The sequence below is a fragment of the Nocardia sp. NPDC050378 genome, from assembly GCF_040655675.1.
Taxonomy (GTDB): Bacteria; Actinomycetota; Actinomycetes; order Mycobacteriales; family Mycobacteriaceae; genus Nocardia; species Nocardia coubleae.
Genome location: NZ_JBFAKI010000010.1, coordinates 127,863 through 150,145, shown reverse-complemented (window position 1 = coordinate 150,145; position 22,283 = coordinate 127,863). Strand labels below are relative to the sequence as shown.

At 69.9% G+C, this 22,283-nt stretch carries 16 protein-coding genes; 1 reads left to right on the top strand and 15 read right to left on the bottom strand.

Annotation, left to right across the window (positions count from 1 at the left end):
- Positions 1 to 60: 60 nt before the first annotated feature.
- The 7 genes from AB0I35_RS22135 to AB0I35_RS22105 form a co-directional block, all read right to left on the bottom strand.
- A complete protein-coding gene (locus tag AB0I35_RS22135) occupies positions 61 to 207 on the bottom strand; it encodes a hypothetical protein (RefSeq protein WP_357398046.1) in 147 nt (48 codons plus the stop codon).
- Between the two features lie 884 nt (positions 208 to 1,091).
- Complete coding sequence (locus AB0I35_RS22130) at positions 1,092 to 1,844, bottom strand: hypothetical protein (RefSeq protein WP_357398045.1); 753 nt, start codon at positions 1,842 to 1,844, stop codon at positions 1,092 to 1,094.
- 3 nt (positions 1,845 to 1,847) lie between these two features.
- On the bottom strand, positions 1,848 to 3,059 hold the full coding sequence (locus AB0I35_RS22125; protein ID WP_357398044.1) for a cytochrome P450: 1,212 nt from the start codon (positions 3,057 to 3,059) through the stop codon (positions 1,848 to 1,850).
- Entirely contained in the window at positions 3,056 to 4,513 is a 1,458-nt protein-coding gene (locus AB0I35_RS22120) for an acyl-CoA reductase (RefSeq protein WP_357398043.1), read from the bottom strand. Before AB0I35_RS22120 ends, AB0I35_RS22125 begins: the two co-directional genes overlap by 4 nt.
- Positions 4,513 to 5,913, bottom strand: a complete 1,401-nt coding sequence (locus AB0I35_RS22115) for a hypothetical protein (RefSeq protein WP_357398042.1) — start codon at positions 5,911 to 5,913, stop codon at positions 4,513 to 4,515. Before AB0I35_RS22115 ends, AB0I35_RS22120 begins: the two co-directional genes overlap by 1 nt.
- Positions 5,910 to 10,847: an SDR family NAD(P)-dependent oxidoreductase gene (locus tag AB0I35_RS22110; protein ID WP_357398040.1), complete on the bottom strand. Its 4,938-nt coding sequence runs from the start codon at positions 10,845 to 10,847 to the stop codon at positions 5,910 to 5,912. The genes AB0I35_RS22115 and AB0I35_RS22110 overlap by 4 nt, the downstream gene beginning before the upstream one ends.
- 70 nt (positions 10,848 to 10,917) lie before the next feature.
- Positions 10,918 to 11,484 carry an EF-hand domain-containing protein gene (locus tag AB0I35_RS22105; protein WP_357398039.1) on the bottom strand — a complete coding sequence of 189 codons (567 nt, stop codon included), beginning with the start codon at positions 11,482 to 11,484 and terminating at the stop codon, positions 10,918 to 10,920.
- Between the two features lie 538 nt (positions 11,485 to 12,022).
- Between AB0I35_RS22105 and AB0I35_RS22100 the strand changes: the two genes are divergently transcribed.
- Entirely contained in the window at positions 12,023 to 13,156 is a 1,134-nt protein-coding gene (locus AB0I35_RS22100; RefSeq protein WP_357398037.1) for an AraC family transcriptional regulator, read from the top strand.
- Here the strand turns inward: AB0I35_RS22100 and AB0I35_RS22095 are convergent.
- The 8 genes from AB0I35_RS22095 to AB0I35_RS22060 all read right to left on the bottom strand — a co-directional run bounded on the left by AB0I35_RS22095 (position 13,079) and on the right by AB0I35_RS22060 (position 22,274).
- Positions 13,079 to 14,353 carry an FAD-binding oxidoreductase gene (locus tag AB0I35_RS22095; RefSeq protein WP_357398036.1) on the bottom strand — a complete coding sequence of 425 codons (1,275 nt, stop codon included), beginning with the start codon at positions 14,351 to 14,353 and terminating at the stop codon, positions 13,079 to 13,081. The genes AB0I35_RS22100 and AB0I35_RS22095 overlap by 78 nt on opposite strands.
- A gap of 51 nt (positions 14,354 to 14,404) precedes the next feature.
- Entirely contained in the window at positions 14,405 to 15,949 is a 1,545-nt protein-coding gene (locus AB0I35_RS22090) for an alkaline phosphatase D family protein (protein ID WP_357398034.1), read from the bottom strand.
- 115 nt (positions 15,950 to 16,064) lie between these two features.
- Entirely contained in the window at positions 16,065 to 17,441 is a 1,377-nt protein-coding gene (locus tag AB0I35_RS22085; RefSeq protein ID WP_357398032.1) for an AarF/ABC1/UbiB kinase family protein, read from the bottom strand.
- A gap of 56 nt (positions 17,442 to 17,497) precedes the next feature.
- Complete coding sequence (locus tag AB0I35_RS22080; RefSeq protein ID WP_357398031.1) at positions 17,498 to 18,364, bottom strand: sporulation protein; 867 nt, start codon at positions 18,362 to 18,364, stop codon at positions 17,498 to 17,500.
- 84 nt (positions 18,365 to 18,448) lie between these two features.
- Positions 18,449 to 19,177: a lysophospholipid acyltransferase family protein gene (locus tag AB0I35_RS22075; RefSeq protein ID WP_067495956.1), complete on the bottom strand. Its 729-nt coding sequence runs from the start codon at positions 19,175 to 19,177 to the stop codon at positions 18,449 to 18,451.
- A gap of 117 nt (positions 19,178 to 19,294) precedes the next feature.
- Positions 19,295 to 20,284, bottom strand: coding sequence for an ROK family protein (locus AB0I35_RS22070; protein WP_357398029.1), 990 nt, complete (start codon positions 20,282 to 20,284; stop codon positions 19,295 to 19,297).
- Positions 20,281 to 21,033 (bottom strand): hypothetical protein, encoded by a 753-nt coding sequence (locus tag AB0I35_RS22065; RefSeq protein ID WP_357398028.1) that lies wholly within the window; start codon positions 21,031 to 21,033, stop codon positions 20,281 to 20,283. Before AB0I35_RS22065 ends, AB0I35_RS22070 begins: the two co-directional genes overlap by 4 nt.
- Positions 21,030 to 22,274, bottom strand: coding sequence for an ArsA family ATPase (locus tag AB0I35_RS22060; protein WP_357398130.1), 1,245 nt, complete (start codon positions 22,272 to 22,274; stop codon positions 21,030 to 21,032). The genes AB0I35_RS22065 and AB0I35_RS22060 overlap by 4 nt, the downstream gene beginning before the upstream one ends.
- Positions 22,275 to 22,283: the final 9 nt, after the last annotated feature.

Here is a 22,283-nt window from a genome sequence, read left to right as displayed (position 1 = left end):
CGCCGCAATCCCGTACGGGATTGCGGCGATTGTCGTTTCGGGCCCTTCGGTAGGCCGGGCTCAGGAGCGGCGCGTCGCGGCTCTGGCCGCGCCCGCGCTGCCGATCACGAGCAGCAGGATGGCCAGTGCCCATCGTCGTTGCTCCTCGACGACCGGACGCGCGTCGACGACCTCGGATTCCCGTTCTCGCGAGGCCGGGATCCGCACCGGTGGCCTTGTCGGGACTGTCGAAGGAACCGCGGGCGGGCTGGTCGGTGTGCTGGGTCGGGGTTGTTCGGTGCGAGCCGGTGGTGCGGGGAGTGCGGGAGCCTCCTGGGGTGGAGCGGGCGCAGGCGGCTCCGGCACTGTCGGCGGTTGCGGGGGTATCGGGGCGGGAGCGATCGGCGGCGGGTCCGGGTTGGGCAGCGCCGGGGCCGGTATGTCGAACGGCGCGGGAGCGGGTGGGGGTATGTCGAACGGGGCGGGCGCCGGTGGTGGAAGGTCGGGCGGGACGGGTGCCGCTGGTGGTGGGACATCGGGCGGTGGCACAGGAACGGGAGCCAAGGGCATTCCGGGCTCGGCGTGAGGTGGCTCGGGTGGCACCGGGATTCCCGGCAGGTCGCCATGGCCCGGTGGGTCGGGTGGCGGAAGCAGCGGTGGCTCCGGCGCGGGGCCGGGGAGCCCCGGCTCGGGGACGGCAGGGGTAGGTGTCGTGCTCGGAGTTTCGGGGACCGGCGCGGGTGCGGGAGGCGGCGGTGCGGGAGGTGCGTCGCGCCTGGGGGCTGGTCCTGGGATGATGATCTGGGCGAATGGACCGTTCGCGCCGGGCTGGTTTTGTGAGTCACGGTCTGGTTCCGGGGCGGATACCTCGGGCGGGGCCGGCGTGTTCGGCGTCTGCGGGCGTGACGGCGCCGCGGGCCGCCCATCGATCGGGGCCGGTGGAACCGGGTACTCGTCGATCGGTCGGTCCGGCCGGATCCCACCGCCCGGGATTCCGCCGCCCGGCTCAGCGCCGGGGACGAACGGAAATCCGGGTGCGGCATCGACCGCACCCGGCAAGCACAGGCTGGCACCCACCGCGATCGCGCAGAATCCCGTGCGCATCGGTGTTCTCACGTGAGCTGACCCAGCACAGCGGTGAAGGCGTCCGGGCTGATCTCGGCAGCCCGCCCGTACGGGTTCTGCAACTGATAGATCGTGTAGATCATGAACGTGACCACGGCGGCGAAACTCGCCACGACCACGACGTGCACCCGGGCGCTGGTGCCGGCGAACAACAGCGACAGGCCGATCGACAGCAGCGCGCCGAGCATCAGCGCCACCCACATCATCGGCGACAGCGTGCTGCCCGCGGCTTCCACTCGGGTCTGACGTGCCTCGTAGACCTCCCACAGCCGGTCCGCCGCCGCGATCTGGCGGGAACGTTGCCATTCGTCGGCCGCCGGTGTGGCGGCGATGGCGGTGCGCACCTCACTGAGTTCGGTCCAGGCGGTGTCGTCGACCTCCTTGGCGGCCTTCATGGCGGGCCATTCCACCTCGATCACCTCGCCGGTGTATCGCCGCACCGAGGCGGAGATGGTGCTGCGGGCGGGCTCCGGCAGCGAATCGCCCGCCCATTGCAGGGCGAGTAGCCGGTCCGCTTCGTCCGAGACCGCTTTCTCGGCGGCGGAGTTGGTGTCGAGTACACCGATGAGCAGGAACGAGGCGAGCACCACCTGCAAACCGGCGACGAGGGTGAACACCTGGCCCACCGACTCGTTGACCGATTCGCCCTCATGGCCTTTCCCGCGCCTGCGCAGGTAGTACGCGCACGTGCCGGCCAGGCCGGCGATCAACACGACCCACAGCAGGGCTTCCCACAGCATGTCTCAGACGTCCTTCGTCGGATGATCGAATATGACCGGAAGTGAATCCAGGCAGATATGTCTGCCGTTCTCGAAGTAGCGGGTCGGTGTGCCCGCCAGGTGGTAATTCGGATACCTGGCGAGTTCGGCTAGGACCAAGGCGAATTCCTGCCGGGCGACGTGTGCGCCGAGGCAGAAGTGGATGCCGTGGCCGAAGGTGAGGTGCCGGATCGGACCGCGATCGAGCCGGAAGGTGTCGGGGTCGTCGAACCGGCGTGGGTCGCGGTTGGCGGCGCCGGTGAGCAGTACCACCCGCGCACCCTCGGGAATCACGCTGTCGCCGATGACGACCTCGGTGGTCGTGCGCCGGGTGCCGTGGTCGACCGGCGCCCACAGTCGCAATGTTTCCTCGACCGCGGCCGGGATGAGGGTGGGATCGGCCCGCAACCGGTCCTGCAGATCGGGTCGCCGGGCCAGCTGCCAGAGCAGGTGTGCGAGGGTGTTCATCGATGTTTCGTGGCCCGCGATGGCGAACGCCACCAGCATCACATGAAGTTCGTCGTCGGTGACGGGCCTGCCGTCGAACTCCGCACGGACCAGAGTGGAGAGGTAGTCGTCACCGGGTTCGTTTCTCGCCCTGGCGATCTCCTGCCGGAAGAGTGCGGCGAACGGCGGCCAGAACCCGTCGGCGTTGGGGTCGGCCGCCATCCGGTCCCAGGTGTTGGCGGTGAGATCGCGGATGCGCCGCTGTGCGTCGGGGGAGAAGCCGACGGCCATGCCGACCACCGCCAGCGGTAGCGGGACCGCCAGTTCACCCACCAGATCGGCGGACCCGCGCCGGGCCGCCGGCCGGATCAGTTCGGACACCGTGGCCTCGATGCGTGGCCGCAGTCTCTGTGCGGCCGCGAGCAGGAACGGTGGGCGCATCAGCGACCGGTAGTTGCCGTGCTCCGGCGGGTCGTACTCCAGCGGCGCGAAGCGTGGCGTGCCGTCGGCTTTCGGGAAGAAGACCCCTGCGGCCGAACTGTAGGTCTCGTGGTCGGTGAGGGCCGCGGCCACGTCGTCGTAGCGGGCGAGCAACCACATCCCGCCGTAGGCGGGGGAGTAGGTGACCCGGCTCTGTTCGCGGATCGTCCGATGCACCTCGATCGCCACATCGGGGGTGAAGGCCGGATCGTGATGATCGAATCGCTGGGCCAGACGGGCGAATTCGGACTCGGGAAGCAATGTGGTCATCGCGGCACCGCTTCCACAGCCGGGGCGAGCTGGGAGAAGGGGTGGATGCGGTGGGGGTCGTAGGTCTCGTCGACGACCCATTTGACCAGTCGGCGCATCGGTTCGATCCCGTCCTGCGGGGTGTCGGAGCGGAAGTGCGTGGCGAAACCGAGTGAGACCAACCGCTGCGCGCCCGCGTGTGGCGCCAGGTCACGCAGGGTGCGTTTGAGCGATTCCGGCCATACCCCGACGGTCTGGGTGTAGGCGTTCATCGCCTCCAGTGCTCGTTCCGGATGATCGATCGGGACGACATTGGCCACCCGACCGCTGAGCGAGACGTGGAAGTCGACCGGCTCGTCGGACAGCGAGACCAGCACCGCGCCTTCGTCGTTCGTTCCGCCGAAGACGCGGAAGAAGGCCGGGCTGGTGCGCAGGGCGGCGATATCGCGACGCAGCCCGGGGTCGAATCGGGTACCGGCCGTACTGACCGCCGGAGGCAGGGCCTGGATCTGTTCGTGGAGCAGTTCGCCCCACCGCACCGCTTGTGCGATGCCCGCCGTGTCCGTGCCGGTGCAGACGTAGACGACCCGGGCGTTGAAGCACGCGTCCTGATTGAGCAGGCCGACATCGGCGGCGGCGAGTGCCGCGGTCTCGTGCAGGGCGTCGTCGTCGGTGAACGCCTCGGGCCCGATGACCGTCGCGCTGAGCTTCGGATCGAGGGTGACCAGTTCCAGCCCCGGCTGCTGATAGCGGGTGAGGTGCCGGAGGGCCGCGAATCCGCCCCAGGCGATGAGCTTTTCGACATGAGTCGGCCGGTAGAGCTCATTTTCGAACCGCTCGTCCCCGCCGCGCCAATAGGCGACTGCCAGGTGGCGCACCAGCGGATGCGCCGGATCGACCTCGGCCATCGTCCGCGCGAGCGCGACGGCGGTGTAGGGGTCGTTGGCAGGCAGTTTCACCACCGCGTCGCCCCGGGTGAGGGCGTTGCGCACCAGGGTGATCGCGGCGATGATCGGGTTGTTGCCCGCGATGACGTGCACGGTCCTCGCCCCGAAGGCCCGCACCCGCGCCGGGCCCCATTCGGCCCAGCCGTCGAGATACCGGATGCCGATGGTGTTCTCGGCCAGGTCGAGGGTGGTCTCGCGGGCGAACAGTCCGGCCAGCTGAGCGTAGGTGGAGCGAAGCACCGGCTCGGTGAGCCCGGAGCACCCGACGAGATTGCCGAGGGCTTCCCGCAGGTAGGGGTTCTCGTCGGGGTGTAGCCGCTGTCCGACCTCGTCGAGGAAGTCGATGATGTCGGCGGTCGGGAGTTCGTGGATGTCGCGCATGCTCGTTGGGCCGGGGCAGACCAGGCCGGGAAGCAGGCGGTGTGCGTCGGGTGCCCGGAAGGCTGCGCTCCCGGCGCCGAATTCGGGGCCGTCGTCGTGCACGGTTCGCCCGCGCACGAACGCGGGAGCCGACGGTGTCCCCGTCATCAGAGCTCCCCGTTGAGGAAGGTCAGCGCCTCGTCGAGCGCTTCTGCGGTGGCGGCGCAGGTGATCTTGTCGTCCCCACCGGGACCGGCGAAGCGGCTGATGGCCGCGCCGATCCGCGGGGTGGTCCGACCGCAGACGCACGGTTCCCAGTCCACTGTCACCAGGTCTCCGGTGACGATGCCGCCCCAGTTCAGGTCCGCGGTCAGGTCGTAGAGGGCGACGCGGCCGGTCCTTGTTCCGGTGCGCGGCAGGACCGCACCCGTTTCCGGGTCGAGCAGGTACAGCACGAGCCACGGTTCGAGGTGATAGCCACCGGCACCGCACTGCAGGTTCAGCGACATCACCTCGACCATGGCGTAGACGAATCGCAGGGCGGGCACGCCCGCGAACCGGGCGGTGCGTTCGGCCCAATCCTGTGGCAGCGCACCGGCTTTGGACCCGCCACCGGCGAAGATCACCGAGTCCGGCGCGAAGACACCGGTGAGTCCCTGTTCGGTCGCGCTGTCGGCCATGCCGGACAGCACATCCCAGGTCGACAGGGCAGCTACCCGGGAACCGGCCAGATCGTCGGCGAGGCGCCGCACGAACGCGGTCATTCCCGGTCCGGTGGCGCGCAGCGCCTCGGTGAACTCGGCCCGTCGCAGCGCGAGCGCGGGCGGCACCTCCACGCGGCCCGCTTCGCCGCGGGCGGCGGCTGCCCGGAGCCTGCCCGCCAGGAACATGACATCGGCGGAGAGTAGTCCCGGGTGCAGGCAGTGCATGCGTTCGGGCGTCAACGCGATCTGTTCGGCCATGGCGGTCGCGTGCCGGGCGATGCCGCTGCGGCCGGTCCGGAAACTCGGCCACACCACGTCGATGCCGGTGTGGTCGTCGTCGGGGAGCACGTCCAGGCGCACGATGCGGTACAACCGGTCGTACTGGATCTGGGAGTGCGGGATGAACGACATGGTTCCGGTGGTGCCCGACGAATGTGCCAGGCGCAGTTCGGTTCGCTCGTCCACCGTCGCGAGCCAGTCGTCGATCGAGGTGCATCCCGCGACGTCGAGGCCGGTCAGGTCGACGGTGGTGAGGCGCGACATCCACGTGTTCATCCGGTCGAAGCGGTTGTCGACGAGCAGGCGTGTCGGGTACGCCTTGTAGACCGTGTGGGGGAACAGCAGGGGTGCCGCGTCGTCGATGGTGTCGATACCGTCGATGTGCTGTTCGGTGGCGAGCGCGTCGAGAACCGGTATGCGTGGCCGCAATTCGTCGAAGCGCAGGCGTAGCGCGTCCAGTTGGAGCGCGGTCAGCTCGGTGGGATCCATGGTGTGCATGGCGATGCGTGACCGGTCGAAGTAGGTGGCGGCGTCCTCGGCGAAGGTGCGCAGGTCGGCGGTGGTGGTAACGGGAGTCGCGGTCATCGATGGCTCCTCGAGAGCAGGTCGGCGAGCGCCCCGGCGGCGGCGTCGATCGTGGGGTGATGCCACAGCAGCGTGGCCGGAATCTGGTGTCCGAGTTGCACGGTCAGTTCGCGACGCAGGATCGCCGAGAGCAGCGAGTCGAAACCCAGCTCTGTCAGGGCGATTCCGAGCGGAACCTCCGCAGGGGATACGCCGAGCAGGGTCGCCACGGACGATCGCAGCAGGGTGACGAGCGCGGCCGGCAGATCGGCCGGGTCGAGCGCTGTCCACCCGGCACCCGGACTGCGGGCGGGGGCCGGGGCGAGGTCTGCCAGCAGCGGTGGGTGGGCCGGGTGCGGGACCACGCGCAGCACAGCGACATTCGCGCCGCCTGCCGTGATCGGGCCGTCGAGGGCGCGCAACGCCTGCTCCGGCGAGATGTCGGCGGTGCCGTGGACGGCGAGTTCGGCGGTGATCGCCGTCGAGGACGTCGACATGCCGAGCCCACGCCAGCTGGTCCAGGCGATGGCCCGGCAACCGCTGTCGCCGAGGGCGCGGCGATGGCGGGCGAAGCCGTCGACGAAGGCGTTGGCCGCGCTGTAGACCGGTTGACCCGGCAGGTGGAGCAGTTGGCCCGCCGAGGAGAACAGAATCAGGAAGTCGAGATCGCCGGGCGCGAACAGCGCACCGAGAGCGAGGGTTCCGGCTACCTTGGCGGCCAATCCCTGCTCGACGAGGTCGGGCCGCAGGTCCGTGACCGGCACGTTCGCCACGGTGCCTGCCGCATGGACCACGCCGCGCAGCGGTGGCAGACCGTGGGCGTCGGTGTCGAGGGCGGCGGCGAGCGCGGGCCGGTCGGCGAGGTCGGCGGCCACGGTTCGCACGGTGACCCCGTGAGCTTCCAAAGAACGTTGCAGGCGGTTCGACCGCCGTGGCGCCGCCCGCCTGCTCACGAGAATCAGCCGGCGGGCGCCGCGCTGGACCAACCACTGGGCGGTGATCGCACCCAGGGCGCCCGAGGCCCCGAGGACCGCGTAGGACGCTGCCGGATCGCAGCGCACACCCGATGTGCCGGAGTTCGACGGGACCGGTACCGCGCGCAGATGGTGCACATGGCCATCGATGACGGCGGCGATGTCTTCGCCGGAACCCGGTGGTGTGCGCAGGTGCCCGCGCAGCGCGGCCAGGTCGTCGGCGGTCGCGCGGGCGGGTAGGTCGACGACCCCGGCGAAACTGTCCGGGTATTCGGCGAGCAGAGCCCGGCCCGCGCCCCACAGCGCGGTCTGCGCGAGGTCGGCGGGAGTGACGGCTGTGGCTGCCCCGCGCGTGACGCACCACCACGGTCCGCGCCGGGTCCGTGCGGTCTCGAACAGTTCGGTGACCATTCGCCGCACCGACTCCTCGACGGATTCATGTGTTCGCGGCCTCGGCGCGTAGACCATGATCTCGGCACCATCGCGGCCTGAAAAGGCTTGTCTCAGTGTCGGATCGTCTCCGGTGACTGTGACGCCGGGGACCGTGGTGGTGCCGGGATCCGGCTCGGAGATCCGCCAGCACAGATCAAGAGTGGCGGCAGGCGACTCGGCGACGGTATCCGGCTCGGCGTAGCGAACTCCTGTCAGGCAGGCAAGCGATCTGCCGTCGGGGTCGGACAGATCGGCATCGACCCGCTGTCCCGCCCGGACGGTGACGGTGAGCACCACTTCCGCCGGTGGCGGTCCCGAGGGGAAGCGGCACTCGGTGATGTGAGCGGGCATGCGGAGCACAGGTGCCCCGGGGAAGACCACCGACGCCGCCGACAGGGCCGCATCCAGAAATGTCGCCCACGAATCAGGCGCGGCGGCAGTGCTTTTCACGCGGGCGGACAAACCCTGGTCGTTGCGCTCGGCCTCGATGATCTGCCAGTGCAAACCCATCGATGTCACGCCAAGCGCGGCGAGCCGGTCGATGACGAAGTCGGCGGGCAGGTGCTCGCCGCGGTACCACAGCACGGGAGATCGTCGGGTCCGGCCCGTCGCGCGCCGGTAGTGGGCCGTGGTGTGGGTTTGCCACGCGCCGTCGGTCCGGGAGGACAGGGTGAGCCTGCCCGCCGAAGCGGTGACCTGGATGCGTCGTGGCGGCTCCACGGTGACCGGTACCCGAAGGGCGATGTCGTAGAGCCGCCGGCCGGGCACCGCCGCGGCGAACGTGTGCAGCAGGATCGCGGCGGGCACGATCTCGCTGCCGCACACCGGGTGGTCACCCGGATAGGGTCGGACGGTTCGGTCCAGGTAGGTGTGCCAGACGCGGACCGGCGGTGTGGTGTCGACGACAGTCGGCTCGCCGCCGAGCAGGGTGGCGGAGGACGGGTCGTGGCAGGTGGTCGCGGTGGCCACGTCGTTTGTGCGCCGCCAGAAGTGCCGGTGCTGCCAGCGGGTGGTCGGCAGGTCGACCAGTGTGCCTTCGGGATATATGGCCGCCCAGTCGATCCGGGTGCCGAGGCGATACAGCTCCCCGGTCGCGGCGTGGAAGGCGGCGAGCTGGGGACGTTGTCTGCGCAGGGTCGGAACAGCCCGGAAGGTCTCGTCGATCTCGGCGAGGGAATGGGCGACGACCGGATGGGCCGAGATCTCGAGGAAGGTGCGGTGCCCGTCGGCCCCGGCAGCGGCGACGGCGTCGGCGAAGCGCACCGGTGCGGCCAGATTCGCCGCCCAATACGCGGCGTCGCGAGGCCGTGGATCGCGTGGATCGGTGAGGGCGGTTGTGTACAGCGGTATCCGGGCCGGGCGAGGCTCGAGATCGGTGAGTTCGCGCGTGAGCCGCTCGGCGATCGGGGCCAGCGAAGGGGTGTGGAAGGCGAGGTCGGATTCGACCCGGCGGATCGGGATTCCGCGTGCGGCCCATTCGTCGGCCAGCGCGTCGACCGCGCGGCGGGTGCCGGAGACCACCGTGCTGCCGAACGACGACCGAACGGCCGCACACACATCGTCGTAGCCGGCCAGTTCGGCTGCCACTTCGTCGAAAGCACGTGTCACCATGATCATGGCACCCCGGCCGGTGGCCGATTCGAGCAACCGGGATCGCACGCAGACCAGGCGCGCACCGGCCGCCGGATCGAGCACGCCCGCGACGACGGCCGCCGCGATCTCGCCGACCGAATGGCCGAGGACCGCAGCCGGCCGCACCCCGTGCGCCCGCCACATCGCCGCGAGCCCCAGCTGCGTCAGGAAGATCGCGCACTGTGCCGTCGGGGTGTGGGAGAGGTCTCCCTGGCGCAGCAGATCTTCGGCGCTGCACCCCCATTCGCTACGGAACACCGGTGACACCTCGGCTACGGCGGCTGCGAAAGCCGGGTCCGCGTCGATCAGCTCGGTACCCATTCCCGCCCACTGTGATCCGTGCCCGGAGAACACCCACACTGGATCGTGCGGCGGTGTCGAGCGGTCGTGCTCGGCCGTGACGGCGGCGTCGAGGCCTGCGAGGAGTTCGGCGGTATCCGCGGCGCGCACCGCCACCCGGTACGGGAGATGACTGCGATGCCGGGCCCGGGTGAAGCACACGTCGGCCGCATCGATATCGGGATTCGATCGCACGGCGGTGGCCAGCGCCCGCAGTTCGTCGCGCAGTCCCTCGGCCGAGGCCGCGCTGACAGCACAGAGGTGTTCGGCACGAGGGGAAGTCGTCGCAGGCGACACGGACGGCGCGGCATCGACGATGAGGTGACACAGTGTGCCGCCGTAGCCGTAACTCGCCACACCCGCGCGTGCCGGGTGCTCGGTCGACGGCCAGTCGAGGGTGGCGGTGGACAGGGCGATTCCGTTGCGGTGCCAGTCGATATCGGATCGAGGTCCGCTCGTGGTCCGCGTGGGCGGGATGGTCCGATGATGCAGTGCGAGAACGACTTTGACCAGACCGGCGATGCCCGCGGCGGCTTCGAGGTGGCCGATGTTCGGTTTGACGGAACCGATGAGGCACGGTTTCCCCGACGGACGCCCGGTGCCGAACACCTCGGCCAGCGCGGCCGCCTCGGCCGGATCGCCTGCCCTGGTCCCCGTCCCGTGCGCCTCGACATAGTCGACCGACCCCGGTGCCACTCCGGCGTCCGCGCACGCGGCCCTGGCCAGATGACGCTGGGCGGGACCGCTCGGCGTCATGATGCCGCTGGTTCGCCCGTCCTGACGGATCGCGCCGCCGCGTAGTACCGCGAGCACGCGTCGCCCGGCGGCGAGCGCGTCGTCGAGCCGCTCCAGGACGACGAAGGCACACCCCTCACCGCGACCATATCCGTCCGCGGCGTCGTCGAACGACTTGGACACCCCGTCGTCCGCGAGCACACCGGCCTCGGCAAGCGTGACCGACAGCGCGGCATCGCCCATCAGCATCACGCCACCGGCGAGCGCGAGCGGAACGGAACCGTCGCGCAGCGCCGACATCGCCTGATGCACCGCGACCAGCGACGATGAGCAGGCGGTATCGACGGCCACACTCGGGCCGCGCAGGTCGAGCGTGTGCGAGATGCGATTCGCCGCACCGCACAGCGCGGCACCGATACCGGTCCACGCGGTGACGGTCGACGGGTCGCCGAGCAGTCTGCGCCCGTAATCGTCGGAGCCGATCCCGGCGTACACCGCGGTATCTGTCCCCGTCAACGTGGTCGGGTCGATTCCGCTGTGCTGCACGGCTTCCCAGGCGACTTCGAGTGCAAGCCGGTGCTGGGGGTCCATGTGCTCGGCCTCGGCGGCCGGAATACCGAAGAACGCAGCGTCGAATCCCGCGATGTCGTCGAAATAGGCGCCGGGACGCAGCGCCCGCCGAACTGCGGGCACGTCACGATTGTCCGGCAGGCGTCCCGGTGGCTGCTCGCCGACGACGGTGCCGCCGCCGGTGATGAGCCGCCAATACGCCGACGGGGAGTCGATGCCCCCGGCGAACCGGCAACCCATGCCGATCACCGCCACCGGTGTGTGTCGTGTCATGCGTCCTCCCGAGCCGGGCGCCGACCGGAAGGTGTCCCGGCCGGCGCGAAAGAGCCTGTGCCGCCGACGATCAGGCCAGCGGGCCGATGTCTCCGTAGAGCCAGTTGCCGGGCGCCTGCGGATCGGGGCTGGTGTAGTACTCGTGCCACGCATCGAGCAGTTCTTCGACCGACAGCGAACCGCTGCCGTCGCGGTCGAGCCGCTCGAAAGCCAGCCGGCTGTTCTCGGGCGAGGTTCCGAAGGCACGCTGGTACTGGAAGAACTCCTCGGGGGAGACCTTGCCGTTGCCGTCGGCGTCGCACAGCGCGAACAGGGCCTCGGCGAGCGGACGGAAGCCCTCGCGGTACACGTCGCCATTGGCGGCGAACTTGCGCAGGCCTTCGCGCCATTCGGTCTTGCTGATCAGGCCGTCGCCGTTGGTATCGAACTCGGTCGACACGTTCTCCCAGAAGTTCTGGAAGGCGACGAGCAGCGCCTGGGCCTTGGGGGAGTCGAACGGCGCGTCGAGATAGGCGATGATGCGAGCCGCCAGGGCGATCACGTCCGCCCGTTCCATCACCCCGTCGCCGTTCTGGTCGCCGTGGCCGAAGCACACGTCGAACTTGCGGTCGAGAATTTCGGATACCACTGAAGTCATTGCTGACACCACCTCGTGAGTAAGGGGAGGGACACGAACTGTGGAATCCCGCGGCGAAATCGCAAGGGAAGCGGGCGATCTCGAAGTTAGACCGCGCCGATCAGTCGGTGCAATGGTCCAGTTAACGCCTCGAACGCGGGTCGCGACGTGCTCGTGACACCTAATCGCCAGGCCGCGGCGGGGTTGCCGAACTCGGGGCGGCGCTCCCGGGCGATCGGGTTTGGCACGGTTTTCTGGTGAAGATGGCACGGAAAATTGGGCTCGGCCGCTCGCGGTCCGAATGCGGCGAAAGCCCTCGAGAAGTAGCGAGTTCCCCTGTTATGCTTGTGTTTTCGCAGCTTGTGAGTTGTCGGCACAGTCGAGCTATCGGGGACAGGCGCGGAGGTGGGGTATGCGGATCTATGCGGGTGTGCGCGAAACCGATGAGCGGCAACACGATGGGCGAGATGCGCCCGGTGGACGCCGGGCGGGCCATCCGTCCGGCCGAACCGGCGATGCGGAGCCCGTCTCGTCTGGTTTGTCTGATTCTGGGCAATCGATGGGCGAACCCCCGCACCGGGAATTCGCGTGCCTGCTCGACACGGCAGGCCGCGGCGGCGGCGGGGGGATCGCCCTGCGCGGGCCGCGGGACCTGAACCGCGTGGCCTTCGGGTGCCGCGTGCGCGCCGACGAGGACTTCACCGCCACCCTCTGGACTTTGAGCACGGGCTCGGTGCTCATCGCCCGGCTGCGCACCTCGGGAATCACCGCCGAGCGCGACGGTGGCGCCGCCCATGATCATTACGGCCAGTACCTGCAGTTGAGCCTGGTGATCGATGGCCGGGTCGCCCTCGAACAACGGGGCGTTCGCTCCGTCGCGGCGTCGGGGCAGGCGTTCGCGGTCTGCCTGGACTCGCCGTTCCGGTCGGTGCTGTCGCGGGGTGAGGCGTGCGCCGTCGACGTGCTGCACCTGTACGTGTCGACGGGTGCGCTGACCGCCTGGGGTCTGGAGCACGCCGCGGCGGGCGGTCAGGTGTGGGCGCTGTCCGGTGCCGCGGTGTCGGCACTGCTGTTCGCGCGCGATCTCGCCTGTGGCGCAACGAGTCCCGCGCATCTGGGCATCGCCGCCCGGATCGACGAGATCGTCTTCCGTTCGGCCGTGGTCGCGCTGCTGGAACGTGACCTGGCCGGGGCCGCGATCCAGATATCGACCGAAGAGATGCTGCGCCGCCGCGCGATCGACGTGATCGACCGCGGTTTCACCGACCCGGCCATGAACCCCGACGCGGTGGCGCGACGACTGCACGTGAGCAGAAGGACGCTGTTCCGCGCCTTCGAGCTGCAGGGCCTGTCCGTCGCCGGACTCATCCGTACCCGCAGACTGGTCGCCGCGGCGACCGCGCTCGGCGAAAGCTCACGCAGTATCCGCGCGATCGCGGAGACCTGCGGATTCCGCACCGCCGACCAGCTCTCCCGCGCATTCCGGGCCGAATACGGCGTGCCACCCGCCGCGTACCGCACCGCACGACGCGCCGACACGCTCACCGCCCGGTGTGCGCCAACCGTTCGTGCACACCACCAGAACCGCGTTCTGATGCGGCAACGCGCGGAGGTGTCAGACGCTGTAGCGCAGCGCCTGCTCCGAACGGCAGATGTCGTCGATACCCGCGACGATCTCCCGGAGCTGCTCTGAGGGCAGGGCCGACGGACGCAGCCGACAGGTGAAGGTGATGAGGCCGTAGTCGGCGGGGGTCAGGCCGCGGGCGGCGGCCTCGGCCCGCAGGTACGGCGAACGCACACCGTAGGTCATCGCGGAGATGACGGTGAAGCATCCGGAGCGTTCGCGGTGCTCGGAGAACAGGTCGTGCAGACCATAGAACACCGAACCGTAGTTGGCCAGCGGTGCGAACACACCCACCCGGTAGGCGGGGCCGCGCTCGGAGGAGTTGATGACGGTGTCGGCCAGGTACTCGGCATCGCGCATGGTGAGCACCTTCGGCGCGAACATCAGCGCGCCCGCCGCCGCGTTGCGCACCGGCATACCGGCTCGTCCGCCCGCCGCCGAGGCGATGGCGCCCAACGACTTACGGGTGCGGGTGCCGACCTCGCGCCGCGCGCGCAGGCCACGGGTGGGAGCGGTGGGGTACAGGCTCGACCACTGCCCGAACCGGACCGCGCCGAGGGTGACCTGTCCGGTGCCGACAGGGCGGGTGACCTTCAGCGGCGCGGTGTCGACCCAGCGTCCCACCTGCAGCGCCGCGCTGCCGGGGTTGGTGATCTCGGCGGTCGCGTGCTCAACGAAGGAATCGAAGTCGAGGAAGCGGTCGGCGTCGGTGGTGAGCCAGGTGTGGTCCTTGTCGACCTCGACCACATCGAGGGTGAGGGCGGTGATGATCCCCGCGCGCCCGCCCGCGCCGAGGATGCGCTGGAACCGTTCGGTGTGGTGGCCGCGCCCGCAGGTGCCGATCCGCCCGTCGGGGTCGACGTACTCGAGATCGACGATCTGATCGATGAACATGCCGTAGCGGTGCGAGGCGGTGCTCACGCCACCGACGGAGGCGAAACCGCCCGCGGTGATGTCGCGGTGGTCGCCGACCACGGGCAGGCCGAGGCCGTGCGCGCCGAGGCGCCGGTCGATCTCCGACAGCTTCGCGCCGGCCTGCACCCGCACCGTGCGGCGACCGAGATTGATGTCGAGGACCGAGTTCATCTTGCGCAACGACAGCACGGCGCGCTGATCGGCCAGCCCGAACGCGGACTCTTCGGTCGGTTCGCCGCCACGTACCGTCAGACGTTCGGCTCGATCACGCGAATCACGCACGGTGCGAACGACATCCGCAGTGTCGGTGGGGAGATATTCTTCAGAGGTGACGGTATGCGGCGTGCCCATGACCGCATAGCTAACCACAGCGCGGCGATTCTGGCGACGGGTAGTTCCCACCTATTTCCCCGACGGCGGAAGTTGCTTGCTGAACAGGACTTTCCCGGTCGCGTCGCACAGGTCGACCGTCAATTCGCCGGTGCCACCGTCGATGCGGACCTCGCCGAAATGCTGGTACTCGAGATCGAGCGGCGAGGCGTTCGGCGCCGGGGGCGCGTGCACGAAAACGGCCTCGGGTCCGAAGGTCGGGTCGAGCGGGTTGGGGCCGAAAGCACCCGCGTTGAGTGGGCCGGAGACGAACTCCCAGAACTCGTCGAAGTCGGTGAAGTTCGCGCGCGCGGGCGAGTAGTGGTGTGCGGCGGTGTAGTGCACGTCGGCGGTGAGCCAGACGACGTCGCGCACCTTGTTCGCCTTGATCGCCGACAGCACCCGGGCGATCTCGGATTCGCGGCCCGACGGTGCGCCCGGCGCGGCATTGGCGACGCCTTCGAACGCGGTCTTGCCGTCGGGGACAACCACGCCGATCGGCAGATCGGCGGCGACGATCTTCCAGGTCGCCGTGGACTGCTTCAAACCATCGATGAGCCATGCCGTCTGGGCTGCGCCCAGCACCTGGCCCCCGGGTCCGGTGTTGGCGGTGTTGGCGTCTTTGTAGGCGCGCATGTCGAGGACGAACACGTCGAGCAGCGGGCCGTAGGAGATCTTGCGGTAGAGCCGCCCGTCGACGGCTTCGCGCGGTTCGAGCGGCATCCACTCGTGGAACGCCTGCCAGGACCGGGTGGCGAGGGTGTCCATGTCGCGCTCGGTGTAGCCCTTGTCGGCGGCGACCGTGCCGCCGGGCGACCAGTTGTTGGTGGTCTCGTGGTCGTCCCACTGCACGATCTGGGCGACCGAGGCGTTGAAGCGACGGTAGTTCTCGTCGGTGAGGTTGTAGGCGTAGTTGCCCCGGAACTGGTCGAGAGTCTCGGCGGGCTGGTTCTTGGCGTCGGCGGTGATATTGCGCCACACTCGGCCGTCGGGCAGCGTCACCGATTCCTTCAGCGCGTTGTCGGCGTAGATGACGTCACCGGAATGCAGGAACAGGTGCGGCTCGCGTGCGGCCATGGTCGCGAAGACCTTCATGCCGCCGACTTCGGGGTTGATGCCGAACCCCTGACCCGCCACGTCGCCGGACCACACCAGCGAGAGATCGGCGGGCGCGGTCGGTGCGGTGCGGAACACGCCGCTCAGCGTTTCCGAGTTCGCGCCGTCCTCGCCTTCCAGCCGCACCCGGTAGTGCACGAGCCGACCGGCGGGCAGGCCGTTCACCCGCACGCGACCGGTGCCGTCGGAGGCGGGAGTGAGCAGCGGGCCGGTGAAACGTCGTACGTCGTTGAACTTCTCGGTGGCCGCCGTTTCGACGACCAGCGTGGCGGGACGATCCGAGCGGGCCCAGATCAGCGCGCCGTCGCTACGCGGGTCGCCGACCGCGATGCCGTGGGTGAGGGTCGGCCTGGCCCGTACCAATCCGGGTCCGTCACCGCAGGCGGCCAGCGCGGGGCCGGTGAGCAGACCGAGAGCGGAGGCGCGCAGCAGCGTACGCCGGGACATCGCGAAGTCGACCATGTCCTGCACCGTGCCCGGACGAATCGAACGGCCGGTCGTGTGTACGGCAACAGCCGGTGAACGCTGCCGGACGGAAAGACGCACGTCCACCTGGGCGAAAAGGACTGTTCAGCGATCAAAGACCGACGGCGGCAGCGGTTTCGGGGTACCAGCGGGTGCATTCCGCACGGAGCGGGACGGCCGTCTGTAATTGGCACAGGATGGCGACGCCGCCGAGGAACGACCGCAGTAACGGCGTGTCGGCGGGCGGCATGGTGAGTTGGCGCAGGATGTTCGACAGGCTCAGATCGGTGGCCAAGCGGACCTGCTCGCGCAACCAGTCCGCCGACAGCGGGTAGGTGGGGGACATGAGCGCCTCGCGTACGGGACGCAGACGTTCGGCGACGGTCGCGATGTCGAGATCGCCGCCGGGGGCGACATAACCGTGGCGGCGCAGGGCGGTTTCGAGGTCGGCCACCGATTCGGCGACGACAGCGGCGCCCACGTCACCGGCGACGGTGAGGAACGCGGGCGTCCAGGGCGTGCACGCGCCGAAGTCGACCACTCCGAGCCGCCCGTCGGGCATGCGCAGGAAGTTGCCGGGGTGCGGGTCGCCGTAGATGAGCGAGGCGCGCGCGGGCGCGGAGAACAGGAAGCGCAGGATGAGTACGCCCAGGCGGTCGAGTTCGGCCGGGTCGGCACGAGTGATCAAGCGTGACAGCGGGATTCCGTCGAGCCACTCGGTGACCAGCACGTCACCGCGCTGCGCGATCACCCGGCCGACCACCACGTCCGGGTCGTGGCGCAGGGCGGTGCGGAAGTGCTCGAGGTTGGCGGCTTCGCGGGCATAGTCGAGTTCGGCGCCGATCTCCTCGCACAGTGCCTCGATCACCGGCCGGGTCTCGGCACCCGGCAGCAAGGCGGTGAACAGGGGAGTGGCACGGCGCAGGACGCTCAGATCCGCCAGCACCGCCCGGCGCGCACCGGGGTACATGACCTTCACCGCCACCGGTGTGCCGTCGTGCCAGCGCGCCCGGTGCACCTGACCCACCGACGCGGCCGCCGCGGCGCGGTCGTCGAATTCCAGGAACAGCGAACGCCAGTGCGGGCCCAGATGGTCGGCGAGTTCGGTGTGTACGGCCGTGGGCAGCATGGCGGGCGCCGAATCGTGCAGGCGCGCGAGGGCTTGGCGATACGGCTCGGCGAGATCGGAGGGCAGTCCCAGTTCCAACAAGCCGAGCAGCTGACCCAGTTTGGCCACGCAGCCTTTGAGTTCGCCCAGGACCTGGAAGAGGTGTTCGGCTGTGCGGGTGCGGATCTCGCGTTCCACGGTGGCCGGATCACGGCCCGCCACCCGCCTGCCGATGCCCGCGACGCGCCTGCCCGCGTAGGCGACGGGCACCGCGGCCAGCCGGGTGCCGCGGGCGATCCGGCCGGTCGGCGGGGTGCCTTCGCTTGCGGGTTTGCGGCGGGGGAAACGCACGACACGGCCGTCGGACTCGTCTGCGGCCATCTCCCACCTCCCCGTCGACGCCATCCGCACCCGTCGGCCTACATTTCCGGCACACGTTACCAACCGGGCGCAGCAGCGTCCCCCCAACCAGACGTGGGCCGCGGATGAAGCCTGGACGTCCCGCAATTCCTGCGGCTGGTGCAGGCGGGATCAGCCGAGGGCGCCGAGCCGGTGCAGGCTCTGGTGGATCTCCCGGGTCCAATCCTGGTGTGCCAGCTGGGCGTAATCGACCCAGAACATCCCGATCCCGTCGCGGGTTCCACGGAGCAAACCGCCCTGGATATCGGCTTCCAGACCACCGCCATGCCCTGTTCGGCGGCGACGAAGGTGACCTCGAGCTGGTTCACCCGGGGGAAATGCGGGGAGCGGCCGAATTCGAGTTCCTGATAGAACGGCAGCCGCTGCGGTGTGCGGTTGATCCGGCCCGCCTCCACATCGGTGCGCAGCAGCGGAAAACCCATGCGCCGCACCGCGTCGAGCACCACGTGCTGAGCGGGCAGCGCGCCGATGCCGATCGGATCGGTATCGGTGGAATCGACCGCACCGTGCAGATCGACCACGGTGCGCAGGGCCACCGCCGCGCCGGGCAGGTGGTGGCCGTCGAAGAAGGTGATCGGGGTTTCCAGCGGAACTGGTGCGGCGAAACGGAATTCGGCGGTCCGGCCGGCGCCGAGCGTGAACGGCCCGGTGACGGCTACGCGGCCGAACGCCTGATCGGCGACGCGCTCCTCACCGTCGGAGTATTCGCGCTCGACACGGGTGATGAACTCGACGGCCACCTGCCCGACCGTCTGGTCGACACGCCCGCCGCGCAACCGGATGACACCCTCGACGAGACCACCCGGCTGCACACCGGGAGTGAACAATTCGGTGTCGACCTCGGCGCCGCCGACACCGGCCGCGGCCAGCATTTGCTTGAACATGCGACCAGTCTGGCCGACGGCCCTTACGAGATGCTTATCAGGCGCGGCGGTGCCGAGCCGGCCTGCGGCACAGGAGGATCGGCGTCAGCTGGCGGCGCGGTCGGGGATGCGGGTGGCCTCGATCTGGTGATCGGTGGGCTTCACACCCTTCTTGAGGCTGTGGGCGTACACGTCGACGTATTCCTGACCGGTCAGGCGCATCAGCTCGTACATCACCTCGTCGGTGACGGCGCGCTCGACGAAACGGTTGCCGCTCATGCCCTCGTAACGCGAGAAGTCCAGCGGCGCACCGAACTTCAGCGTGACCCGGTGACGACGCCACTTGAACGGTCCGGGCGGGGACACCTTGTCGGTGCCGATCACCGCGACCGGGATCACCGGGACACCGGTCTCGAGCGCGAGCCGAGCCATGCCGGTCTTGCCCTTGTAGAGGCGGCCGTCGGGGGAACGGGTGCCCTCCGGGTACAGCCCGACCAGGCGGCCTTCGTCGAGCAGCTTCTTGGCCGCGTTGAGCGCGTCCTCGGCGGCGGTGGCGCCGCTGCGGTCGATCGGGTACTGGCCGGTGCCCGAGAAGAAGAACTTCTGCAGCCGGCCCTTGAAACCGGGGGTGGTGAAGTACTCCGCCTTGGCCAGGTAGTTGATGCGGCGCGGGCTCAGCAGCGGCGCGAACAACCAGTCGGCGAAGGAGAGGTGGTTACCCGCCATGATGGCCGGCCCGTCGGTCGGGATGTTCTCCACACCTTCCACAACGGGTCGGTTGTACAGGTGCATGAACGGTCCCACGAGTACGAACTTGAGCAGCCAGTAGAACATGGCGTCCTTTCCCCGGGGACCGGGATGGTCGTGTGCAGCCTCGTCGGAAACCGACTTTACCGCTGGTCGCAGGTCACAACCAACCAGGACGGTAGCCGACGGGCATGGGTGTGACCCTCATCTCCCGGTAGTACCCGCCAGTGGCGTTCCAATCGCCGCCCGGGCCAATTCGGCGGCCCCGATCATGCCCGCCGCCTCGCCGAGCTGGGTCGTGCGCAACCGCACGAGGGGGCGATGACCCGAGCCGGTGACGGCGCTCGCGTAATGCTCGCGGGCCTCGTCGAGGAACAGCGGGGCCGAACTGCTCACCCCACCGGCGATCACCACGAGGTCGGGGTCGAAGATGTCGCTGACGAAGGCGAGGCCGAGCCCGAGCCAGCGCGCGAAGTCCGACATCACCCGCACCGCGAGCGGGTCACCGTCCTGGGCGGCACCGGCCACCCGCCGGCCGGTGAGCGAACCAGGATCGCGGATCACATCGCGCGCGAGCACCGAACGCACGGGGTCGGTGGCGAGCATTTCGATCGCGGTGTCGGCCAGCGCGGTTCCGCTGCAATAGCGCTCCCAGCAGCCGCGTTTGCCGCACGCGCAGGCGCGGCCGTCGGGGACCACCTGCAGGTGGCCGAGTTCGGGTGCGACGCCGTGGCTGCCGCGGTAGAGCCGGCCGTCGATGAGCAGGGCCGCGCCGATGCCGGTGCCGATCGCCACGAGGACGACGGTGTGCCCTCCTGCTGCCGCGCCGAAGCGGTACTCGGCCCAGCCCGCCGCATTGGCGTCGTGCTCGAGGATCACCGGCAGTTCCAGGCGGGTGGTGAGCCGCTGGGCCACGGGCGCGTCCTGCCAGGGCAGGTGCGGGGCGAACCGGACGGTGGTGCGGTCGGCGGAGATGAACCCGGCCACCGCGAGCCCGACCGCCGCGACGGGATGTCTGCGGGCCAGTTCGCGCACGGATCGGTCGATGGCGGCCTCGAGCGCGCGGGCCGAATGCGGTGTCGGTGCCTGCACGGTGTCGAGCACCTCACCGTCGGCGTCGACCACGGAGGCGCGGATATTCGTGCCGCCCACGTCGACCCCGACGGTCAGTGGGTGGGTACTCGCCTGGCTCATCCCCGGATCGTGACCGGAATATCGACATAACGCGAGCGTGGCGCGCGGGCACCCGCGGGCCGCTCCTCGCCGTGTGCCGGACGTGTGCCGGAGCCTGCGGTGAACCGCCCTGTGCCCGACGCGGTTTCGTCCGGCGGTTCCGGGGTGATGTGCGGGGTGCGTGCGCTGAATTCGTCGACCCGGCGTGGACGGGGGGTCGGCTGTTCACCGAGACCGGTGGCCCGAGGGGAATCCTTGGGCGCGGCGGGCCTGTCCGACCGCGGCGAGGCGGGTCGATCGCCACGCGGGCCCGGGCCGCCCGGCGCGTGCGGGTTCCGCTGATCGCCGTGTGTGGCACCGGCACCGCTCGTCGGATGCGCCCCGGGCGCTTCGTCGGTCGGCTGGTATCGCTGTGCTCCCGTGGCATTCTCGCGCGTGTGACCGGGGTGGCCCGCGGCGTGATCTGCCCATTCCGGGGGCAGGACCGGTTCGACGGGGACGCCGGCGAGGGCTTCACGCAGGACCGTCACCATCGAGGTGCCGTGTTCGGCGAGGGCGGCGACGACGTCGTGGTGGTCGCCGCGGACCAGGGCCGCGGCCGCGCACACCGGGCACCAGGCGCAGCCGCCGAGGTCGGCCGCGCCGTCGGCGGCGGTGCGGCGCAGCACCGGTTCGACGCGGGCGAGCAGCACCTCGGCGAGCAGGCGCAGCTCCTCGGCGAACTCGGCGAAACCGTCGTGGTGGCGATCGGACTGCCTGTCACTGCTCATGTGCGCCTGGCCTTCGTGTAGTTCGGATCGGCGGGCCACACCTGCGGATCGGGCCGGAACCGGACAACGAGATGACCGTCGTCGAGCTCGGCGCCCGCCACCGTGCAGCGGCGAAGCACCGGCGCGAGGCGCACCCTGGTGCGCACCCCGTCAGCTCCCACGATCAGATCGTCCTCCACTCGGCCCAGCCGCAAGGTGCCGGGATCGACCACCGGCAGCCGCATCCGCATCGCGTACACGGAGTCGACGCCGGAGCCCGACTCCCATCGAACCATCGGTTCCCCCGATTCCGCAGCCCCGAGCGACGGGCGGGGCAGCGTGTCGACCGAATAGGAGAACGCGGACAGCGCGCTCAGCCCCACCGGTTCGGCCCCGGCGTGCTTGGCGACGATGATCGGGACATCGGTGAGCTGCTCGTGCAACCGCGCGACCACCTCGAGCTGTTCGGCGCGCCGATTCAGATACCAGTGCACCGCCGGGTGCGCGTTCTCGCCGGGCGGCGGGACGGGTGCGAGCACCTTGTTCACCACCACCGCGTCCAACCGCAAGCCGAGCAGTGCGGCGGCCGAACGCACCCGCCGCGCCTCGGCCACCGCGACCTGCTCCGGTCCGGTGATCAGGCGGGCACTGGTGCGGGCGCGGTCGGCGAGCAGGTCACGGACCTGGGTCACGGCGTTCACCACCCGCTCCACGGCCGCGGCGAGTACCGCTTTGCGCAGGTCGGTGCCGATCGCGCTCATCGTGCGAGCGTGCTTGGGCCAGAGCCGTTCCAGGTAGTTGAGCAGGGTGTCGGGGGCGGTGACGATCCGCAGCATGTCGGCCGAGGGCGGACAGTCGACCACGATGACATCCCAGTCGTTCTCCTCGGCGAACTGCCCGATCTCCACCAGCATCAGCAGTTCCTGCACCCCGGGCAGCCCGGTGAGCTCGGCGGGATCGAGTGCGGCCAGGTCGATGCCGTGATCGTGGCCGCTGCCCTTGTCCATCATCCGCACCACATCGCGGAACCGGTCCTCGAGCAGGGCGAGGGAATCGATCTCGATCACCTCGATACCCGGCGCAACCCGGGCGACCCCGGCCACCGTGCCCGGGTCGTGCGGGAAACGGAAACCCAGCGCGTCGCCGAGGGAATGCGCCTGGTCGAGCGAGGCGATGAGTACCCGCTCACCGGCGCGCGCGTAGGACATGCCCGTCGCGCAGGCCAGCGTCGTCTTCCCGACCCCGCCCTTGCCGACGAACAGTTCGACGCG

Coding starts and splice junctions, on each gene's coding strand:
- AB0I35_RS22095 (WP_357398036.1), bottom strand. CDS start 14,353: ATGGGCACGCCGCATACCGTCACCTCTGAAGAATATCTCCCCACCGAC.
- AB0I35_RS22070 (WP_357398029.1), bottom strand. CDS start 20,284: ATGAGCCAGGCGAGTACCCACCCACTGACCGTCGGGGTCGACGTGGGC.
- AB0I35_RS22100 (WP_357398037.1), top strand. CDS start 12,023: ATGGGCGAACCCCCGCACCGGGAATTCGCGTGCCTGCTCGACACGGCA.
- AB0I35_RS22090 (WP_357398034.1), bottom strand. CDS start 15,949: ATGGTCGACTTCGCGATGTCCCGGCGTACGCTGCTGCGCGCCTCCGCT.
- AB0I35_RS22085 (WP_357398032.1), bottom strand. CDS start 17,441: ATGGCCGCAGACGAGTCCGACGGCCGTGTCGTGCGTTTCCCCCGCCGC.
- AB0I35_RS22110 (WP_357398040.1), bottom strand. CDS start 10,847: ATGACACGACACACACCGGTGGCGGTGATCGGCATGGGTTGCCGGTTC.
- AB0I35_RS22105 (WP_357398039.1), bottom strand. CDS start 11,484: ATGACTTCAGTGGTATCCGAAATTCTCGACCGCAAGTTCGACGTGTGC.
- AB0I35_RS22125 (WP_357398044.1), bottom strand. CDS start 3,059: ATGACCACATTGCTTCCCGAGTCCGAATTCGCCCGTCTGGCCCAGCGA.
- AB0I35_RS22080 (WP_357398031.1), bottom strand. CDS start 18,364: ATGTTCAAGCAAATGCTGGCCGCGGCCGGTGTCGGCGGCGCCGAGGTC.
- AB0I35_RS22075 (WP_067495956.1), bottom strand. CDS start 19,177: ATGTTCTACTGGCTGCTCAAGTTCGTACTCGTGGGACCGTTCATGCAC.
- AB0I35_RS22130 (WP_357398045.1), bottom strand. CDS start 1,844: ATGCTGTGGGAAGCCCTGCTGTGGGTCGTGTTGATCGCCGGCCTGGCC.
- AB0I35_RS22065 (WP_357398028.1), bottom strand. CDS start 21,033: ATGAGCAGTGACAGGCAGTCCGATCGCCACCACGACGGTTTCGCCGAG.
- AB0I35_RS22120 (WP_357398043.1), bottom strand. CDS start 4,513: ATGACGGGGACACCGTCGGCTCCCGCGTTCGTGCGCGGGCGAACCGTG.
- AB0I35_RS22115 (WP_357398042.1), bottom strand. CDS start 5,913: ATGACCGCGACTCCCGTTACCACCACCGCCGACCTGCGCACCTTCGCC.